The 19276-nt window shown below is 55.1% G+C and carries 15 protein-coding genes; 10 read left to right on the top strand and 5 right to left on the bottom strand.

Going from position 1 to position 19276, the window contains the following annotated elements:
* Nucleotides 1-233 precede the first annotated feature (233 nt).
* Complete coding sequence (hisF, locus tag JWG43_RS11110) at nt 234-1808, top strand: imidazole glycerol phosphate synthase subunit HisF (protein WP_205242999.1); 1575 nt, start codon at nt 234-236, stop codon at nt 1806-1808.
* Nucleotides 1809-2078: 270 nt separating this feature from the next.
* On the opposite strand, the gene JWG43_RS11105 is transcribed toward hisF, so the two are convergent.
* From JWG43_RS11105 to JWG43_RS11090, 4 genes are all read right to left on the bottom strand, one after another.
* Nucleotides 2079-2234 (bottom strand): hypothetical protein, encoded by a 156-nt coding sequence (locus JWG43_RS11105; protein ID WP_205242998.1) that lies wholly within the window; start codon nt 2232-2234, stop codon nt 2079-2081.
* 89 nt (nt 2235-2323) lie between these two features.
* Nucleotides 2324-2524 (bottom strand): cold-shock protein, encoded by a 201-nt coding sequence (locus tag JWG43_RS11100; protein ID WP_205242997.1) that lies wholly within the window; start codon nt 2522-2524, stop codon nt 2324-2326.
* A gap of 249 nt (nt 2525-2773) precedes the next feature.
* On the bottom strand, nt 2774-4072 hold the full coding sequence (locus JWG43_RS11095) for a DEAD/DEAH box helicase (protein WP_205242996.1): 1299 nt from the start codon (nt 4070-4072) through the stop codon (nt 2774-2776).
* A 444-nt stretch (nt 4073-4516) separates the two neighbouring features.
* A complete protein-coding gene (locus JWG43_RS11090; RefSeq protein WP_205242995.1) occupies nt 4517-4783 on the bottom strand; it encodes an RNA recognition motif domain-containing protein in 267 nt (88 codons plus the stop codon).
* Between the two features lie 624 nt (nt 4784-5407).
* Between JWG43_RS11090 and pheA the strand changes: the two genes are divergently transcribed.
* The gene (gene pheA / locus JWG43_RS11085) at nt 5408-6511 is read left to right on the top strand and encodes a prephenate dehydratase (RefSeq protein WP_205242994.1); all 1104 of its coding nucleotides are present in this window, start codon (nt 5408-5410) and stop codon (nt 6509-6511) included.
* A 20-nt stretch (nt 6512-6531) separates the two neighbouring features.
* Entirely contained in the window at nt 6532-8367 is a 1836-nt protein-coding gene (locus JWG43_RS11080; RefSeq protein ID WP_205242993.1) for an ABC-F family ATP-binding cassette domain-containing protein, read from the top strand.
* On the opposite strand, the gene moaA is transcribed toward JWG43_RS11080, so the two are convergent.
* Complete coding sequence (moaA, locus tag JWG43_RS11075) at nt 8364-9410, bottom strand: GTP 3',8-cyclase MoaA (RefSeq protein WP_205242992.1); 1047 nt, start codon at nt 9408-9410, stop codon at nt 8364-8366. The two genes, JWG43_RS11080 and moaA, sit on opposite strands and share 4 nt — an antisense overlap.
* Nucleotides 9411-9518: 108 nt before the next feature.
* Between moaA and tsaD the strand changes: the two genes are divergently transcribed.
* The 7 genes from tsaD to JWG43_RS11040 all read left to right on the top strand — a co-directional run.
* Nucleotides 9519-10523, top strand: a complete 1005-nt coding sequence (gene tsaD, locus JWG43_RS11070; protein ID WP_205242991.1) for a tRNA (adenosine(37)-N6)-threonylcarbamoyltransferase complex transferase subunit TsaD — start codon at nt 9519-9521, stop codon at nt 10521-10523.
* A gap of 5 nt (nt 10524-10528) precedes the next feature.
* Complete coding sequence (gene rsmA / locus JWG43_RS11065) at nt 10529-11419, top strand: 16S rRNA (adenine(1518)-N(6)/adenine(1519)-N(6))-dimethyltransferase RsmA (protein WP_205242990.1); 891 nt, start codon at nt 10529-10531, stop codon at nt 11417-11419.
* Entirely contained in the window at nt 11416-11670 is a 255-nt protein-coding gene (locus tag JWG43_RS11060) for a hypothetical protein (protein WP_205242989.1), read from the top strand. The genes rsmA and JWG43_RS11060 overlap by 4 nt, the downstream gene beginning before the upstream one ends.
* A 27-nt stretch (nt 11671-11697) precedes the next feature.
* Entirely contained in the window at nt 11698-12384 is a 687-nt protein-coding gene (locus JWG43_RS11055) for a CPBP family glutamic-type intramembrane protease (RefSeq protein WP_205242988.1), read from the top strand.
* Nucleotides 12385-12685: 301 nt separating this feature from the next.
* Nucleotides 12686-13189 (top strand): DUF2062 domain-containing protein, encoded by a 504-nt coding sequence (locus JWG43_RS11050; RefSeq protein ID WP_205242987.1) that lies wholly within the window; start codon nt 12686-12688, stop codon nt 13187-13189.
* A 306-nt stretch (nt 13190-13495) separates the two neighbouring features.
* Nucleotides 13496-15427: a 1,4-alpha-glucan branching protein GlgB gene (glgB, locus tag JWG43_RS11045; protein ID WP_205242986.1), complete on the top strand. Its 1932-nt coding sequence runs from the start codon at nt 13496-13498 to the stop codon at nt 15425-15427.
* A 101-nt stretch (nt 15428-15528) separates the two neighbouring features.
* Nucleotides 15529-19276 (top strand): coiled-coil domain-containing protein (locus tag JWG43_RS11040; RefSeq protein WP_205242985.1); only part of this gene is annotated, 3748 nt, incomplete at its 3' end.

Raw genomic sequence — 19276 nt, 5'->3', positions numbered from 1 at the left:
TCAAGCCGGCAGCCTGACCGTTCACAAATACAGGCTCCCCATCTTTACACGGTCGCGACTGCCCGCATGGAGGTTCTGAAGCAGCAAGCCACCTCTGTGCAAATCCGGGACACCTGTGCCCACGTACAAAGAGGAGCGCGGCAAACCACACAGGTTCCACCCAGTAATTGGTCACGCCTGACTTTGTACTTTTTCTCTCCCCACCTTGCAAGCATCTCAACCTATAAAAATCCATGATTACTCTCCTTGATTACGGCGCCGGCAACGTCCGCTCGGTTATCAACGCCATCGAGCGTCTCGGCGAGACCGTGCTGCTGGTGAACAATGGTGCGGATATCGACCGGGCCGAACGCCTGGTCTTTCCTGGCGTCGGCAACTTCGGCGCCCTGATGGCAACCCTGCGGGACAAGCAGCTTCGAGATCCCCTGATCCGGTACCTGCACTCAGGAAAACCCTTTTTTGGGATCTGTATCGCACTGCAGGCCCTGTTCGATTCCAGTGAGGAAGCCCCTGAGGAACCTGGGCTAGGAATCATTCCCGGTCGGGTCCAGCGCTTTGTCGGTGAACTTGCCGTACCGCATATTGGTTGGAACGGCTTGAAAATCCGCCAGCCCTCACCTCTTTTTCATGGCCTGCAGGGCAACGAAAAGTTTTATTTTGTCCACTCTTACCATGTCGTCCCCACAGCAAGTGAGGTCATCCTCACCACCACCGACTACGGTGAGGAGTTTGTCAGTGCGGTGCAGAGGGGCAATCTCGTTGCCACGCAGTTTCACCCGGAAAAAAGCGGCCAGGCTGGTCTCAAGCTACTGGAGAATTTCCTTGCCGGTACCCGCGAGGCTGTCCGCCCCGCTGCCTGCCCGGAAACCACAGTGCTGGCTAAACGAATCATTGCCTGCCTTGATGTCCGCGCCAATGATCAAGGCGAGCTGGTGGTCACCAAGGGTGATCAATATGATGTCCGTGAAGGGGGAACCGTCCGCAACCTGGGGGACCCTGTGGAACTGGCCCGGGACTATTACGAGCAGGGAGCTGATGAGATCACCTTTCTCAACATCACCGGTTTCCGCGATTTCCCCCTGCAGGACATGCCCATGCTTGCCGTCCTTGAACAGACCTCAAAGCATGTGTTCGTTCCTTTGACCATTGGTGGCGGTATTCGCGACTTTACCGACCGGGAAGGCCGCTATTACAGCGCCCTGGAAGTGGCCTCACGCTATTTCCGCTCCGGAGCCGACAAAGTCTCCATCGGCTCGGATGCGGTCCTGATTGCCGAAAAGGTGGTACAGAGCGGGTTGGCTACGGGACTCAGTTCCATTGAGCAGATTGCGCGGGTCTACGGAAATCAGGCCGTGGTTATTTCCATCGACCCCCGCCGGGTGTATGTCTCCGGGCCCGATGCGGTGCCGCACCAGGTGATCGAGACGACCACTCCTGGCCCAAAGGGTGAACGCTACTGCTGGTATCAATGCACCATCAAGGGTGGCAGGGAAGGACGCGACCTGGATGCGGTCACCCTGGCCCGGGTCTGCGAACAACTGGGTGCCGGTGAAATCCTGCTCAACTGCATCGATCATGACGGCACCAACCTGGGATTTGACCTGGAGTTGATCAATGCCGTCCGCAACGCTGTCACCATTCCGGTGATCGCGTCCAGCGGCGCCGGCTGTCGTGAACATTTTCTGGATGTTTTCACCCGGACTCAAGCGGAGGCGGCCTTGGCAGCGGGAATCTTCCACCGCCGGGAGGTCCTCATCGGCTCGGTCAAAGAATACCTGCAGGGCACGGTTGCCATTCGCACAAATTAATGCCTTTTCAGAAGCGGCTCCGCACCTCTGGCTTCCGGCGCATTTTTATGTTTAATCGGATAATATTAAGAAGATAACTGCGGTTTTTTCTCGTCCGCATGTCTCTGTTGAGAACAAGCATCACCCCTGGACCGGTGGAATGAACGGCAGATTCTTACTCCATCCTGAATCCGTGACGGCTAAATGCTTTTTTCAATATATATTGTTGCAATTCTGTTATAATTGCTGCGAAATCCTTGAAAAATAACTTCCACCAGCCGCCCTTCGGGCTCACGGATCCAGGTCCATCTCTTCATCACCGAGAGTGTTCTCTTCTGATCCCTCTTTTTTTCGCTGCAGCTTACGCTCTTTTTTCGCATCTTTCTTTTTTTGCTTCTCCATTTCCTTGATACGCTTTTCCTGCTTGTAATTTGTCTGCCTGGCCACAACAATCTCCTCATTCATGACTGTACCGGATACAACTGGCCAAAAAAAACCCCGCCGAAGCGGGGTTCTATATAAAAATGGTTCAGATCTCAAAGCCTGGTGACATCGGCCGCTGAAGGGCCTTTAGCACCATCGACCACGCTGAAGCTGACGCGCTCACCCTCCTGAAGTGACCTGAACCCGTCGGCTTGAATGGCGGAATGATGCACGAACACATCCTTACCGCCATCCTGCTCGATAAAACCAAATCCTTTTGAATCATTAAACCATTTTACAGTTCCATTAGCCATTGTTACGACTCCTTTTTCATTGTGCGAACTTTTCGCACTGTTGGTGGTTGGCCCCGCATCGGGGCCATTGGTACTACCCAGCATAACCAAGCCTGAATCCGTAACGGCTGGATCTTGTTTTGGATATATCCTTCTGTAATCATTTTATAATTGCAGTGGAATCCTTGACAATAACTTTCACCAGCCGCCCTTCGGGCCGGATTCAGGCAAAGGATCATGCTGTGCTGCATTTCAGTGCCTGTGCAGGCATCACCTGGTCCGCCCGGATAGCCCGAAAACGCCCGGGGTACGCGGACCTTTGGATCGAAGCGGTTGGTGCTCAACGGGTTTCGGTTGCCGGCTGGATGCCCCCGGCACCTTTTCGTCCCGTGACACTTGTTTCCGTTGAGCCATTGCGCCTTTCCTGGCGGCACGCTGCCCGCCAAGGTTGGCCAAAGCAAGGGTATCGACCGGTTGACGGTACATTCTCCCGCCCAGGAAACGCTCGATACTTTGAACCATGCGCCCATCCTCGTTTGTTGCAAAGGTCATGGCCTCTCCGCTGCAGGAAGCCCTGCCGGTGCGACCTGTGCGATGGATGTAGGCCTCGGTCGTGTCCGGCATGTCATAATTGATGACATGGGAAATCCCGGCCACATCTATACCCCTGGCGGCAATATCCGTTGCTACGAGAATATTGAAGGTGCCATCTTTAAAGCCGTCCAGGGCCTGTTGCCGTTTGCTCTGTGATAGATTGCCCTGGAGTGAGGTGACCTTGAAACCGTGCTGCGCTAATTGTCGAGCCAGATTTTTCGCTTTGAATTTGGTGCGGGTGAACACCAGCGTGGTGGCCACTTGCTCAGCCTGAAGTACATTGATGAGCAAGGCTGTTTTCTGTCCCTGCTTGACAGAGTACAATTGATGAGAGATGCTTTGCACTGAGCGGGTGAGATTGATCTGTACTGTTACCGGATCAGTGAGAATCTCTTCGGCCAAATGCCTGATTTCGGCAGGCATGGTCGCCGAAAAAACCAGGTTTTGCCGCTCTCTTGGCAAGCGACGTACTATTCGGCGGATATCGGGGAGAAACCCTTTATCAAACATATGGTCGGCTTCATCCAGAATCAGGGTATCGACCTGGCTCAGGTCAATGGCCTTGTCATTGAGGATATCGAGAAGGCGCCCGGGACAGGCGACAACTATATCGACACCTCCACGGATTTTGTTGATCTGCGCCTGCTTGCTGACACCGCCATACACGGTGATTGCTCGCAGACCGGTGCCATCAATGATTGTCCGGGTAAAGGCATGGATCTGCTCTGCAAGTTCCCTGGTCGGAGCGATGACCAACGCCCTCACCTGTCGACCCGAAGCAGCCATGAGATGCTGTACGGTCGGCAGAATGAAAGCGGCTGTTTTTCCAGTTCCGGTCTGGGCCAGTCCAAGCAGATCGCGACGTTCAAGGATGGGGCCGATGGCCTGCTGCTGAATAGGGGTTGGCGCGGTGAAGCCGCAGAGTTGAATTGCCTGAAAAACGTGGGGATTGAAAGAAAAATCGTTGAAACTCATTCATGCTCCTGCAAGCAGAAAAATCGCCGGAGGATTCAATTGCGCCTGGTGACAAGGTCAAGGCTTCGATGGCGATTTTTTGCTGATTGCTTAACTAGTTATGAAAAAATCTGTCGGAATCCGACAGTAAATAATACGTAGGCTTTTCCATCCAAAATCACAGTCAGTATGAATGGATGCGGCAGCCTATAAACTGTTGTCTTGTCTCCATTTGATAACCATCTGGTCCCAATAGTATTCCCGCGACAAGACAGGTATGCCCCACCGGCCATGGTATCGTCCTGCGTTGGCGGCATGGTACGCCCTCAATCCTGCATTGGCAAAGTCCTTTTTTCACAATCGAGGTATTGAGGACCGCGAACGACACCAAGTGCGGTTACAGGGTGATTGTGCCGGCTCAATCCATGCACAAGATGGGGATCAAGAGGAGACAAAGAGAAGTGATTACCTGCGGCGCTGGCCTTTTTTTGCCTGCGGCTTTGCTTCATTGCAGACCAGTTTGCGATGATTGTATTCCCGGCCGTTGAGAGCGTCCATGGCCTTATGCCCTTCCGACCTGGTGGACATTTCGACGAAGCCGAACCCTTTGGATTGTCCCGAAAACTGGTCAACAATCAGCTTGGCACTGACGACAGTGCCGTATTCTCCGCATAATTCGTTCAGTTCGGATTCGGTGATGTTATAAGGCAGGCTACCTATAAAAAGTTTCATGCTTTTTACCTCAAAAGGATGTCAGCAAAAACTTTTAAGGTATCGAGAGGTGTACCTGAACAACAATGGATATCAATAAAAGGAAATGCTTATTCTGCAAAGATACTTCTTATCTTATTTTTTGCAAGAAATTATTTTCCTGCAGGGAAATTGCCGGCTGTGTCAATCGATTTGCACCTGAAAGGGTTCAGGACGAATCCAGGCCTCGGTTTCTTCGTTCCGGTGGGAAAAAACAATACACAGTTGCCACCTGCTCGGCATACAACGTTTATGCAAGGATGAACACCCTGGATGGCACTTCGAACTACAACAGGCGTTGCAGCCAGTTTTCAATAAAAAGATCCATGATAGATGGATATCTGTGCTTGGCTGCGCAACCACATCTCCAAGATTGCCTGTGGAGTCACACCGGCCCAGAAACGAGAGTGCAAAATGGCAGGATCTTTTTCCGCCCGCTAACAGGAAGAGAGATCCGGCTCTTTTCTCTGTTCCCTTCAGTTCAAGGCAATGCTATACTAAGCTATTTATCGATATCAAACTTGAGAAATCTGTCAGTTTACCGGACCGCTTGCCGGTACCTGCACGTAGAGATTCCCCGAACAACCTCTTTCCCGATGCTCGACCATGGACGAAAAACCTGACATTCCGCAGGTGCGGAAACGTATTGACGAGATCGACGATACTATACTCGAGCTGCTGAAAGAACGGCTCGAGTGTGCCAAAACCATTGGTCTTCTCAAAAACGAGACCAACAGGGCTAAATGGGATCCGCAACGAGAACTGGAGATTTACGAACGACTGCGCAAAAACAACAACGAGGTCTTCCCCTATAAAGCTCTGCACTCGATTTTTCACGAAATCATCACCACCTGCCGGTTGTCACAGCGTAAAGCCACCGTGGCCTATCTCGGCCCGGAGGCCACCTTCACCCACCTGGCCGGGGTCAAATATTTCGGTCAGACCGCCGAATACCGACCCCTGGAATCCATTGCCGAGGTTTTTGAGGAAGTGGAGAAGGAGCGGGTCGAGTACGGCATCATTCCAGTGGAAAACTCCATTGAAGGGGCGGTCACCTATTCCCTCGACGCCTTTCTCCGCTACAAAGTACAGATCTGCGGTGAAATCCAGCTGGCCATCACCCACAATCTGGTCTGCCGTTCGGGGAACATCGAAGACATTCAAACCGTGGCTTCCCACTCCCAGCCCTTGGCCCAGTGCCGGTACTGGTTGCGCAAGAACATGCCCAATATTCCGACCCTGGAAGTTTTTTCCACCGGAGCCGCGGCCCAGATGGCAGCCAACAATCCCAATATCGGCGCGATCACCAGTTCACTGGCTATCAGTACCTACAATCTCCAGGTTGTGGTTCGAGGCATCGAGGATTACCAGGGCAACAGCACCCGTTTTCTGGTTATCGGCCTTAAATCACCGAAAAAAAGCGGCCGGGACAAAACCTCTATTCTCATCGGTCTCATCAATCGGCCCGGGGCTCTTAACGAGATTCTCACCATTCTCTCGGCAAAAAACATCGATTTGGCCAAAATCGAGTCCCGGCCCACCAAGGGCAAACAGTGGAAATACTTGTTTTTCCTCGACATGATCGGCCATATCGAAGACCCGGCTATCCATGAAGCCTGCCACATCCTCAAACAGATCTGTGCCTATTACGAACTGCTTGGCTCCTACCCGCGGGCCGATGACATCGAACTTAACGGCAGTACTCCTTAAGCCCTTACCACCTCAAATCCATGTGCGCCCTTCTCAGCTGCCAGGGACTGACCAAGGCCTTCGGCGCCCAGACCCTGTTTTCCGATATCACTCTGGTGCTCAATCCCGGCGATCGTGCCGGTCTGATCGGCCCCAACGGCTCAGGCAAGTCCACCCTGCTGAGAATTTTCTGCGGCCTTGAAACCGCTGATCGGGGCACGGTCTTCACCCGTAAACTGCTGCGTCTGAGCTATGTTGCCCAGGAAGACACCTTTATCGAGGACGCCAACTGCATCGAAAACCTGTTCACTGCGGTACGCGACCTGAAGATAGACGAGGCCGAACAGCACAGCCGGGTGCATGCCATGCTCAGCCGCGCCAACTTTATTGACCCGCATCAACCGGTCCACCTGCTTTCCGGCGGTTGGCGGCGGCGACTGGCCATCTGCCGGGCCCTGGTAACCAGCCCGGAAGTTCTGGTGATGGACGAGCCGACCAATCACCTGGATATCGAAGGCATCCTTTGGCTGGAAAACCTGCTCAATGCACCCCTGCCCGGTGGTCCTTCGGCTTTTCTCATGGTCAGCCACGATCGTCGTTTTCTGGAAAGCACGGTCAACCGGGTGATCGAACTGGCCCCGGTCTACCCGGAAGGTTCCTTCCAGGTCCGGGGCACCTACGCCGATTTCCTTGACAAAAAAGCCGCATACCTTCTCCAGCGGCAGAATCTCGAAGAACGACTGGCCAACAAGGTTCGCCGGGAGACCGAATGGCTGCGGCGGGGTCCCAAGGCTCGATCAACCAAAGCCCGTTACCGGATCGAGGAAGCAGTCCGGCTGCAGGAGGAACTGGGAGAGGTCCGCGGAAAAAACCGGTCCGCGGGCCAGGTGGGCATCGCCTTTGCCGGCACCCAGCGTAAAACGAAAAAACTCCTGGTGGCATCGGGTCTCGCCAAAGGCTTCCAGGGGCCGCCGCTTTTTGCCGACCTGGACCTCATCCTGACTCCGGGCCTCCGCCTGGGACTGCTCGGGCGCAATGGGAGCGGCAAATCGACCCTGATGGAAATCCTTGATGCCGCTGGACAGGCACAGGGCCCAAAACCCGACCAGGGGACAATCACCCTTGCCGACAATGTCCGCATCGTCAGCTTCGACCAGCGCCGCGCTCAACTCGACACCACGGTGACCCTACGCCGCGCCCTGGCTCCGGAGGGCGACAGCGTGCTTTACCAGGGGAACAGTCTGCATGTGGTCACCTGGGCCAAACGCTTCCTTTTTCGCACCGATCAGTTGGAAACACCGGTCAACCGCCTTTCCGGCGGTGAACAGGCCCGTATTCTCATAGCCCGACTGATGCTGCAGCCGGCCGATATTCTCCTGCTCGATGAACCCACCAACGACCTTGACATTCCCTCCCTGGATGTTCTCGAGGAGAGCCTGGGTGAATTCCCGGGAGCTTTGGTGCTGGTCACCCACGACCGCTTTCTCCTCGACAATGTCTGCAATCAGATCCTTGGTTTCGATGGCCATGGAAGTGCCGAGTTTTTCGCCGATTATAACCAGTGGCTGACGATGATGCAGGCCCTGGAGCGCAAAACCCCTGTTAAAACTTCAGCCCCTGCGGCCAAACCGACAGCGCAAACGAAACCCGGCAAGCTGTCCTATCTCGATCAGCGTGAATACGACCGGATGGAGGAAAGCATCCTGGCCGCCGAAGCCCGGCTGGAGGAACTCCAGCACCTGATGAATGACCCCGAGGTCATCGCCGATGCATCCCGGCTGGCACAGTATTGGCAGGAACAGCAGCGCCTGCAGTCAGAAACAGAGCGGCTCTACGACCGCTGGGATGAACTTGAACAACGACGGCTGCAGGGCTAACCACCGATACGCGACATGCGGCCGTGGCAGTCACCACCGGTCTGTCGTATCCGCTCTTCAAGGTCATGCCCTTTGGGTTTGTTACGGATGGCGGTGAGCAGAGCGGCGGCAATGGCTGTATCGGTGAATTGCTCCCTGAGGACCGCCCGGAGGTCGACCTCGTGATCATGAAGCAGACAGGAGCGCAAGGCGCCGGATGAGGTCAAACGCAATCGATTGCAGCGGTTGCAGAAATGATGACTGATCGGGCTGATGAACCCCAGCGTGCCGGGAGCATCCGAGCCCAGCCGGAAAACCTGGGCCGGACCGTCGCCGCGCCCCTCCTGCAGGGGAATCAATTCACCCAGCGTGCTGATTCGGGCCATGATCTCATCGGTATCGATATAGGTGTCGGTGTTCCAGCGACTGGAAGCACCGATGGGCATGAACTCAATGAACCGCACCTGCAGAGGCAGTCGCTGCGACAACCCGGCAAACGCGGTGATCTCGTCGTCATTGATGTGCCGCATGGCAACCATGTTGAGTTTCACCGGTGCACAGCCCAGGGCAAGCATGGTTTCAACGCCCCGCCAGACCTGATCGAAACAGTCCGTCCCGGTAATGGCCGCCACCCGCTCAGGCTGGAGGGAGTCCAGACTGATGTTCACCTTGTTCACCCCGGCGGCATACAACTCCGGCCCGTATTGTTCAAGCAGCACACCGTTGGTGGTGATACGGATATCAGTAAGCCCCTGAATTGCACCGAGACGACGAATAAAATCAAGAACCCCCCGACGAACCAGAGGCTCGCCGCCAGTAAGCCGAACCTTGGTGATCCCCATGGCTACCGCCACCCTGACAACCCGGAGCAACTCCTCATAGGTCAACAAATCGTCGTGCCGGAGCCTGGTCAGGCTACCATTGGACTCGTCCTCGGTGACGCAGTAGAGGCAACGCAGATTACACCGGTCGGTCAGACTGAGACGCAGATAAGAAATGGAACGGGAAAACATATCAATAAGACTGTTTTCCCGGGGGATGGAACTGGTTTTTTCTTGCTTCATGGGGTATGCTGTTTGCAATAAAACAAGCCTGTAGCCACATTGTGGCTGATTTTCTGGCATACAATGTACTGATACCACCGAACAGGAAGGATTGCAACCAGCGGTCTCATGCTCATACTTGCCATTGAAAGCTCCTGCGACGACACCGCCGCTGCTGTTCTTGAGGACGATCGCCGTCTGCTCGCCTCGGTTGTCAGCAGTCAAAACGAAATCCATGCGCGATTCGGCGGTATTGTACCGGAGTTGGCTTCACGTCGACACATTGAAATGATCCAGCCGGTGATCGATGAGGCATTGGCTGTTGCCGGAGTCGATCTCGCCGACATCAATCTCATCGCTGCCACCCAGGGACCTGGGCTGGTGGGCTCACTGCTGGTCGGCTTTACTTTTGCCAAGGCCCTGGCCCTGGTTCGGCGCATCCCCTGTGTCGGGGTCGACCATATGAGCGGCCATCTACTCTCCTGCCTGCTGGAGGAAAACAAACCCGAGTTTCCCTACACTGCTCTCATTGTCTCCGGTGGCAACACGGCCCTGTACAAGGTGGATAATCCAGTCTCCTGCTCCAGGCTTGGCCGCACCCGTGACGATGCCGCCGGCGAAGCGTTTGACAAAGTGGCCAAATTGTTGGATCTTGGTTACCCCGGTGGTCCAGTGATCAGCAGGCTTGCCGAAAACGGCAATCCGGCTGCCATTGCCTTCCCCAGGGCCCGGCTGGCAGCAGACAGTCTGGATTTCAGTTTCAGCGGCCTCAAAACCTCGGTGGCCACCCATGTCAACAAGACAAAGGCGACCGGACAGCCACTCACCCTGCCTGATATCTGTGCTTCTTTCCAGGAGGCTGTAGTTGAAATCCTGGTGGACAAGACTCTTGCCGCCGCTGAACGGACCGGCCACGGTCGCATTGTTCTCGGCGGCGGTGTAGCAGCTAATCCCAGGCTGCGGACCCTCATGGGCGAGCGGTGTACGGCCGAGGGTCGACAGCTGTTCATGCCAGCACCGGCCCTATGCACCGACAATGCCGCCATGATCGGCTTGGCCGGATATTACCGATTTCTCCAAGGTGACCTCGTTGCCGTCGACGATGATGCCTATTCCCGTTCCCCACTCAACTGATCCCGATGCCCCGCGAAACCACCAGTCAGATCCTCAAACGCCGTGGCCTGGCCCCCCATAAAAAATTGGGCCAGAACTTTCTCGTCCATGCTCACACCGCTCGACGCATCGTCGACCTTGCCAACCTGGCAGCTCATGACCGGGTGATCGAAGTGGGAGTCGGCCTGGGCGCTCTCACTCGGCCGTTGGCTACCACCGTGGCCGAGGTTGTCGGCATCGAAATGGACTCGGGAATCATCCGTATGCACGAAGAACAGCAGGACTTACCCGCCAATGTCCGTCTGCTCCACGCCGATGCACTGCGCATTGATTTCACCAGCCTGCTTCACCCAGGAGAACGGCTGAAAATTGTCGCCAATCTGCCCTATTCGATTTCCACCCCTTTTCTCTTCCGCCTGATCGATCATGCCTCGATCATGGACAGCGCCGTTCTCATGCTGCAGAAAGAAGTGGCCCTGCGCCTGACAGCCCAACCGGGAACCAAGGATTATGGTACTCCCACGGTTCTTCTTGCTGCCTGTGCCACAGTCAGATTTCTTCTTGCTGTTGATCCAGCTGAATTCCATCCTCGACCCAAGGTCGATTCCGTGGTGGTCCGTCTTTCCTTTCATCCGCAGCCGGAACGAATCCGGGTATTGGGCGAATTTGATCGTTCTTTGTTCAGCAGGGTCGTCCATGCAGCCTTTGGCCAGCGGAGAAAAACCCTGGTCAACGCCCTGCACAGTGCCGCGCTGCTCAAGAGTAAAGAGGAACTGCTCCATTGCCTGCACACCGCCGGCATTGACCCCGCCATTCGCGCGGAAAAACTGACCTTGGAAGATTTTGTACACCTCAGCCGTGTTCTTTGTCCGCATGGGTCTTCATCAGAAACCTTGCCGCAGGAATCCTTGACATGAGTGAAAAAAAACGATCATCCCCACCGCAAATCAGCCCGTACGTCTTTCCTGCTCTTCTGGCCGGATTCGGCCTGTGGTGTCTGTATGACGGCTTCTTCTCCACCGACCCCGCCATGCAGGAGCATCTCCTCTTCAACAGAATCGCCGCCGCAGTGCTCCTGCCCTGGGCGGTGTTTGATTTCTTCCGCACCCGCAAACGTGAGCAAGCGGAACGAATGGCGGAAAAACAGCCTGAACATTCTGAAGAATAACGGGACAAGCAGACCCGGAGAGCCATTATGGTCAGCAACCGCCAGCTCCTCCTGCCGTACGCAGCCCCGTATCTTGCCTATGTAGGGATCGCCTCCCTACTGGGCCCCCATGTCTCGGATACGGTCAACTATCTCCTCAGAATAATCGCTGTATCCGTGCTGCTCATCTGGGCCTGGCGATGGTACTGTCCCCTGAAAGGACCCCATTCACCGCTGACCTCCGTGATAACCGGTATTGCCGCCGGCCTGGCCGGACTTGTCCTGTGGCTTATCCTGCTTACTCCTTTTGTCGATCCAGACGATGCCGCAGCCTGGTCCTCGACCGCCTTTGTTCTGCGTCTGTTGAGTGCCGGACTCCTTGTTCCGGTGTTCGAGGAACTTTTGATGCGCGGCTTTCTGTTCCGCCTGGCACTGCAGTGGGATATTGAACGACAAAACAAAGACAAAAATCCATTGCACACCGCACTGGATCGTCGTTCCGTCAACGACGTCGCCCCCGGTCAATGGTCCTGGATGGCCGTCGCCCTTTCCACCCTGGCCTTCACGGCGGGCCACCAGGTGTATGAATGGCCGGCTGCTGTTGCCTATGGTCTGCTCATGGCTGCTCTATGGATATACCGCAGGGATCTCATCGTCTGCATAGTAGCCCACGCAACCACCAATATCGGCCTGGCCTGTTTTGTTTACTTTACAGGCACCTGGCAGTACTGGTAACCTGAAACATGACTGCAAATTCCAGCCAGGATCCGTGAGCGTTCGTCCGTACGTCAGCTTTTTTGTCCGTAACCGTTCGATTAAAGTACACTTTATCCGACCGATGCTTACAGGTATTGAAGATGGTGTGCGGACGGAGGCCTCGAAGGGCGGCGGGTGAAGGTTAGCATCAAGGATTCAACTGCGATTATGACCTGAGTACAGTAAGATATAACCAAAACAAGCGTCCAGCCGTCACGAATTCAGGAAGTTATACTTGCAGAGGGATCTTTGACCTTTTCAATCCAACCAGGCCATGGCTATGCCAAGGGTAACCCGTTACCTTTATCTGCGCTTTATCCGCCTGCGAGGCACCCCGCATTCCCTGGCGCTCGGAACGGCCATTGGGACGGCCATCAGTATTGCGCCGACCCTGCCCTTTAACACTCTCCTCACCCTGGTGCTGACCCTGCTTGTGCGTGCCAATCCGATTGCCGGTATTCTCGCCGCCACGTTGGTCAGCAACCCCCTGACCTTCATTCCTCATTATTACTGCTTGTGGCGGATCGGTGATTTTTTTCTGCCCAACCGCCTCTCCTGGACGCGAATCGAAACCTTTCTGCATCAATTGACGGAAAAACGCTTCCTCGACAAGATCGACCTGGTCCGGGAACTTGGGCTGGACACTGTTGTGGTGATGATGACCGGTGGCCTTATTGTCGCTATCCCCGCAGGCGTTCTTGCCTACTGTTTTACCTACAAATTTTTTTATAGCCTTCACCTGGCCCGGCAGAAAAAACATCTGCTCAACCGCCGGGATCACTAACGGTTACAACCTGTACATTTCGCCCTGAATCCGTGCAGGCAGGAATCATTTTTTTTTGTCCCGGAGTCGTAAGTGTTCGTCGGCACGTCATCTTCGTTGTCCTGGTGCGGTTCTATTATCCCGGATTCGTGAGCCTATATCCAAAACAAGGGTCCAGCCGTCACGGATTCAGGATTTTGCATCCGACCCCTGTGACCAACCCTTTCCTCTGGAGAAAAAAATTCTTTGTCCATGACATTATTGCAGGAATACTGTAGATTGAAAAAATACCGCCCCCCCGACCCCGAAGGAGGCACGATTATCACAATGCAACGCGACATACCCGCAGGAACAGCAATTCCCACCGACTGGTTCAGCACGTACGACCGATACCTGTTCAGCGAAGGCACTCATGAACGGGCCTACGAAAAAATGGGTGCCCATCTGCAACGCTTTGACGGTGTCGATGGAGTAGCTTTCGCCGTCTGGGCTCCCAACGCTGAACAGGTTGCCATCATCGGAGATTTCAACGACTGGGACCCCAACCGTCACCCCATGCATCCCTCGGAATCGGGGATCTGGTCTTTGTTCATTCCCGGCGTCTCAGAATACGCTGTCTACAAATACCGCATTACAACCCGCGACGAACAAATTCTTGATAAAGCCGATCCCTTCGGCTTTGCCATGGAGGAACGACCTCGCACCGGTTCGGTGGTGGCTGATCTCAATCGCTATCAATGGACAGACTCCGCATGGATGGCTGAACGACAGCATCGACAGAGCCTGGAATCGCCGATCTCCATCTATGAAGTTCATCTCGGTTCCTGGCGGCGGGAACCCGACACCCGGTGGGGACAACGGTACCTCTCCTATCGGGAACTGGCCGCCACTCTCATTCCCTATGTTCTCGAAATGGGATACACCCATATCGAATTACTCCCTATAACCGAGCATCCCTTTGATGGATCCTGGGGCTACCAGGTGCTCGGATTCTTCGCCCCGACATCCCGGTTCGGTACGCCCGAGGACTTCATGTTCTTTGTCGACCAGTGTCACGCCGCCGGCCTGGGAGTTATTCTCGACTGGGTCCCGGCCCACTTTCCCAAAGACGGTGCCGGCCTCAACTATTTCGATGGGACGCACCTCTATGCCCATGCCAATCCTTTACAGGGTGAACACCAGGACTGGGGCACGCTGATCTTCAACTATAACCGGAACGAAGTCCGAGCTTTTCTCATTTCCAACGCTCTCTTCTGGCTCGACAAGTACCATATCGACGGACTCAGGGTCGATGCGGTCGCTTCCATGCTCTACCTTGACTATTCGCGGCAGGAGGGTGAATGGATCCCCAACGAATACGGTGGCAGGGAAAACCTGGCCGCGATCACATTTCTTCGCAAAGTCAACGAAGTCGTTCATGGAATTTTTCCGGGAGTCCTTACCATTGCCGAGGAATCGACCTCCTGGCCCATGGTGTCGAGTCCCACCTATCTTGGCGGACTGGGATTCAGCCTCAAATGGAATATGGGTTGGATGCACGACACCCTGTCCTACATGAGCAAAGATTCACTCTTCCGTCGTTTTCACCACCACTTGATGACCTTTGGCATGCTCTATGCCTTTCATGAAAATTTTATCCTCCCGCTCAGTCACGATGAGGTCGTGCACGGGAAAGGTTCACTGCTCAACAAGATGGCCGGTGACGAATGGCAGAAATTTGCCAACCTGCGCCTCTACTTTGGTTTCATGTGGGGATATTCCGGCAAGAAATTATTGTTTATGGGGTGTGAATTCGGCCAATGGAAAGAATGGAATCATGACACCGGGATCGACTGGGAGGCCTTGACCGCACCCCGCCATCAAGGATTGCAACGCTTTGTTCGCGATCTCAACCTGGTGTACCGAAGCGAGCCTTCCTTGTATGAGGCGGATTTCGACTGGAGTGGTTTTTCCTGGATTGATGCCAATGACACGGACAACTCCGTTCTTTCCTTCATTCGTCGCGGAAAAACTCCGGATGATCTGCTTATTATCGTGTGCAATTTCACCCCAATAGTGCGCCAGGAGTACCGTATCGGCGTTCCCAGGGCCGGTTCCTACCGGGAGTTAATCAATTCAGACCTGGAAATTTACGGAGGCAGTGGCATCAGCAATGGGCCGACCCTAACCACTCTCCCTGAAAAAAGTCATGCATGGGACCATAGCCTGAACCTTGTTCTCCCACCCCTTGGCACCTTATTTCTCAAACCGTCACCGTAAATGATGACTCTTTCTTCCCGCACCTTTCATCGTTCACCTCAACCAAGCAAAGGAAGCCATGCGGCTTATTCATCCATGACCTCAACCAAACGACAAACGCTATGAAAAAACGCCTGATTGTTCTCTCGATTGTTGGTCTTGTGATATATGTCCTGCTCGCTTTGTACCATGGTACGCTGATCAAGGACACTGAGACTCCTGAGCCTGTAGCTGAAGTGTCGGAACCGTTGCCGCCCCCTGAGCCGCTGAAGGAAGAAATCGCCGAGGCTCCCCTCCCACCGCTTGAACCGGAAGTGGATATGCCGCAGGAGGTGCCGGTACCTGTTCCGACCCCAGACGAGGATGAGGAGCGGCTTACGGTTCAGATACATGACGACCAGGTTGATGCCCTTCTCCCTTCCACAGAAGATCTCGCTCAGAGAGATGAGCATATCAGGCAACTCCTGGAGACCCAGGAGGCTATGGCCGAAAAGTACCGAAACCTGCTGACCACAACCAATAATCAGGCTGCTGAAATTGAAGCCAGGGATATTCAATTGCAGGAGGCTGCTGAACAATTCGAGTCACTGGCTGAGGAAAAAGACGCCTTAGCTGCCGAACTGGAAGACCTGCGCTCCTCCGCCAAACAGCGTGAATTGGAGCAGGAAAATCGCCTCCAGGAACTGCAGAACGAAATCCAGGAGTATACAGGCCTGAACGAAGAGCTGAACACAGAGATGGCCGAACTCAAGACCCGCCTGGAAGAAAGCCTGGAGGAGCAGGGCCAGGCAGCCCAGGCGGTGGCCGAATTGACAGACCACAACGTGAGTCTGTCCAGAGACCTCGATACCGCCACAGCGACAGTCGAAACGCTGACCGCGCAAACAACTGAACTTACTGCCCAGCTGGAAGCGACTGAAGCCGAGCGAGACAAGGCGGAACAGCTCGCCTGGGAGCGGGAAACCGAGATCCAGCTCCTGCAGCAGGAAGCCATTGAAGCCAGCGAGGCAACCGAACAACTGCAGGCCCGCATCGATGCCATCAACCTGCGCCTGGAAGAAGCTGAAACTGGCCTGCTTGAGATCGAGCAACTCCAGCAAGAGCTGAGCCAGACCAGCGAACTACTCGAGAAAACCACCGTTCAACTGGCCCACGCCGAACAGACTGCCGCTGAAAAAGACCAGAAAATTCTCCAACTGCAGGAAACCATCAACAGCATCACTGAAGACAGCGTCAAGCTGGAAACAACGATCTCCGACCTTACCGCACAGCTGGAGGAAATAACCACCCAAAAGATCATAACGACCCTGTCCGAGGAAGAACTGGAGGCCCGGATCCAGAGCCTGCAGGAACTTGAAGCCCGCGGTAAAGATCTTGCGCAGATTGAGGTCCAGGTCGCGGAAACTGCTGCCCAGCTCGAAACTGCCACCGCTGAACTGCAGAGCGCCCAGACTCAAATCGAGGATCTCCAGCAGCAGCTCGACGCCGCAACCCAGGTCACCGCCGATAAGGATGCCGAAATAGAGGTCCTCAAGGAACAACTGACCGCCGCAACCGACACGGAACAACAGCTCAGGGCACAGGCCGAGGAAAACGCTGCCCAGCTCGAAACCGCCACTGCTGAACTGCAGAGCACCCAGACTCAAGTCGAGGATCTCCAGCAGCAGCTCGACGCCGCAACCCAGGTCACCACCGACAAGGATGCCGAAATAAAGGCCCTCAAGGAACAACTGACCGTTGCCACCGACGCGGAACAACAGCTCAGAGCACAGGCAGAGGAAACTGCTACCCAGCTCGAAACCGCTACTGCTGAACTGCAGAACGCCCAGACTCAAGTCGAGGATCTCCAGCAGCAGCTCGACGCCGCAACCCAGGTCACCGCCGACAAGGACGCCGAAATAGAGGCCCTCAAGGAACAACTGACCGTTGCCACCGACACGGAACAACAGCTCAGGGCACAGGCCGAGGAAAACGCTGCCCAGCTCGAAACCGCCACCGCTGAACTGCAAAGCGCCCAGGCTCAAGTCGAGGATCTCCAACAGCAACTCGACGCCGCAACCCAGGTCACCGCCGACAAGGATGCCGAAATAGAGGCCCTCAAGGAACAACTGACCGCCGCAACCGACACGGAACAACAGCTCAGGGCACAGGCCGAGGAAAACGCTGCCCAGCTCGAAACCGCCACCGCTGAACTGCAAAGCGCCCAGGCTCAAGTCGAGGATCTCCAACAGCGGTTCGACACCGCAACCCAGGTCACCACCGACAAAAAAGCCGAAATAGAGGCTCTCAAAGAACAACTGGCCGCTGCGGCCGACACGAAACAGCAAGTCAGAACACATGCAGAGGAAGCTGCAGCCAAGCTTGAAGCTGCCAGGGATGAACTGCAAACCGCACAGGCAGAAATCGACAGCCTGCAGCAGAAACTGGTCGAGGAAACCGCCAAATCAGAGCTTCTCCAGAAACAAATAACCGAAAACGCATTGACCGACCTTGAAGCGGCGAAACAAGAGATCGAAGCCTCCCGAAGCGAAGTTGATGTCGCCGGACAGACCCTGGCGGAAAAAGAATCGGAAATCAGCAGCCTTCTCCTTCAGCTCGCAGCTGAAAAGGCCAAATCGGAAGTCCTGCAGAAGCAGCTGGCTTCAGTTGAAGCGCGTCTCGAAAATGCTCGCACTGAACTCGGCACCACCAAAACACTTTTTCAATCCACCCAGACAGAGCTCGACACCACTGCCCAGACCGTGGCTGAGCAGCAGACCCTCATCAGTGAACTCAAACAGCAGGTCAGCGAAGGTACGGAAACAGCCCAGCAACTGCAGAGCCAGCTCGACACAACCCTTGCTGATCTCGAAACCACCAGAAACCAACTCGATAAGGTCAATGCCGAACTCCAGGCAACCTTGGCGGAACGCGACACCACCGCCCAGACCGTGACTGAGCAGCAGACCCTCATCAATGAACTCGAGCAGCAGGTCAGTGAAGGTACGGAAACAGCCCAGCAACTGCAGAGCCAGCTCGACACAACCCTTGCTGATCTCGAAACCACCAGAAACCAACTCGATAAGGTCAACGCCGAACTCCACGCAACCCAGGCGGAACGCGATACCACCGCCCAGACCGTGGCTGAGCAGCAGACTCTCATCAATGAACTCGAACAGCAGGTCAGTGAAGGCACGGAAACAGCCCAGCAACTGCAGAGCCAGCTCGACACCACCCTTACTGATCTCGAAACCACCAGAAACCAACTCGATAAGGTCAACGCCGAACTCCACGCAACCCAGGCGGAACGCGACACCACCGCCCTGACCGTGGCTGAGCAGCAGACCCTCATCAATGAACTCGAGCAGCAGGTCAGTGAAGGCACCGAAACAGCTCAACATCTCCAGAGCCAGCTCGACACCACCCTTGCTGATCTCGAAACCACCAGAAACCAGCTAGACAACCTCAACGCCGAACTCCAGGCAACCCGGGCCGAACGCGACACCACCGCCCAGACCGTGGCTGAGCAGCTGACTCTCATCAATGAACTCGAGCAGCAGGTCAGTGAAGGTACGGAAACAGCTCAACAGCTCCAGAGCCAGCTCGACACCACCTTTACTGATCTCGAAACCACCAAAAACCAACTCGATAAGGTCAACGCCGAACTCCACGCAACCCAGGCGGAACGCGATACCACCGCCCAGACCGTGGCTGAGCAGCAGACTCTCATCAATGAACTCGAGCAGCAGGTCAGTGAAGGCACCGAAACAGCCCAGCAACTGCAGAGCCGGCTCGACACCACCCTTGCTGATCTCGAAACCACCAAAAACCAGCTAGACAACCTCAACGCCGAACTCCAGGCAACCCGGGCCGAACGCGACACCACCGCCC

Origin of the sequence: Desulfobulbus alkaliphilus (genome assembly GCF_016918545.1) — a bacterium.
In the GTDB taxonomy this organism is placed as follows: Bacteria; Desulfobacterota; Desulfobulbia; order Desulfobulbales; family Desulfobulbaceae; genus Desulfobulbus; species Desulfobulbus alkaliphilus.
This window is presented reverse-complemented; position numbering and strand designations above follow the sequence as displayed.

Coding starts and splice junctions, on each gene's coding strand:
- hisF (WP_205242999.1), top strand. CDS start 234: ATGATTACTCTCCTTGATTACGGCGCCGGCAACGTCCGCTCGGTTATC.
- JWG43_RS11100 (WP_205242997.1), bottom strand. CDS start 2,524: ATGGCTAATGGAACTGTAAAATGGTTTAATGATTCAAAAGGATTTGGT.
- JWG43_RS11095 (WP_205242996.1), bottom strand. CDS start 4,072: ATGAGTTTCAACGATTTTTCTTTCAATCCCCACGTTTTTCAGGCAATT.
- JWG43_RS11090 (WP_205242995.1), bottom strand. CDS start 4,783: ATGAAACTTTTTATAGGTAGCCTGCCTTATAACATCACCGAATCCGAA.
- pheA (WP_205242994.1), top strand. CDS start 5,408: ATGGACGAAAAACCTGACATTCCGCAGGTGCGGAAACGTATTGACGAG.
- JWG43_RS11080 (WP_205242993.1), top strand. CDS start 6,532: ATGTGCGCCCTTCTCAGCTGCCAGGGACTGACCAAGGCCTTCGGCGCC.
- moaA (WP_205242992.1), bottom strand. CDS start 9,410: ATGAAGCAAGAAAAAACCAGTTCCATCCCCCGGGAAAACAGTCTTATT.
- tsaD (WP_205242991.1), top strand. CDS start 9,519: ATGCTCATACTTGCCATTGAAAGCTCCTGCGACGACACCGCCGCTGCT.
- rsmA (WP_205242990.1), top strand. CDS start 10,529: ATGCCCCGCGAAACCACCAGTCAGATCCTCAAACGCCGTGGCCTGGCC.
- JWG43_RS11060 (WP_205242989.1), top strand. CDS start 11,416: ATGAGTGAAAAAAAACGATCATCCCCACCGCAAATCAGCCCGTACGTC.
- JWG43_RS11055 (WP_205242988.1), top strand. CDS start 11,698: ATGGTCAGCAACCGCCAGCTCCTCCTGCCGTACGCAGCCCCGTATCTT.
- JWG43_RS11050 (WP_205242987.1), top strand. CDS start 12,686: ATGCCAAGGGTAACCCGTTACCTTTATCTGCGCTTTATCCGCCTGCGA.
- glgB (WP_205242986.1), top strand. CDS start 13,496: ATGCAACGCGACATACCCGCAGGAACAGCAATTCCCACCGACTGGTTC.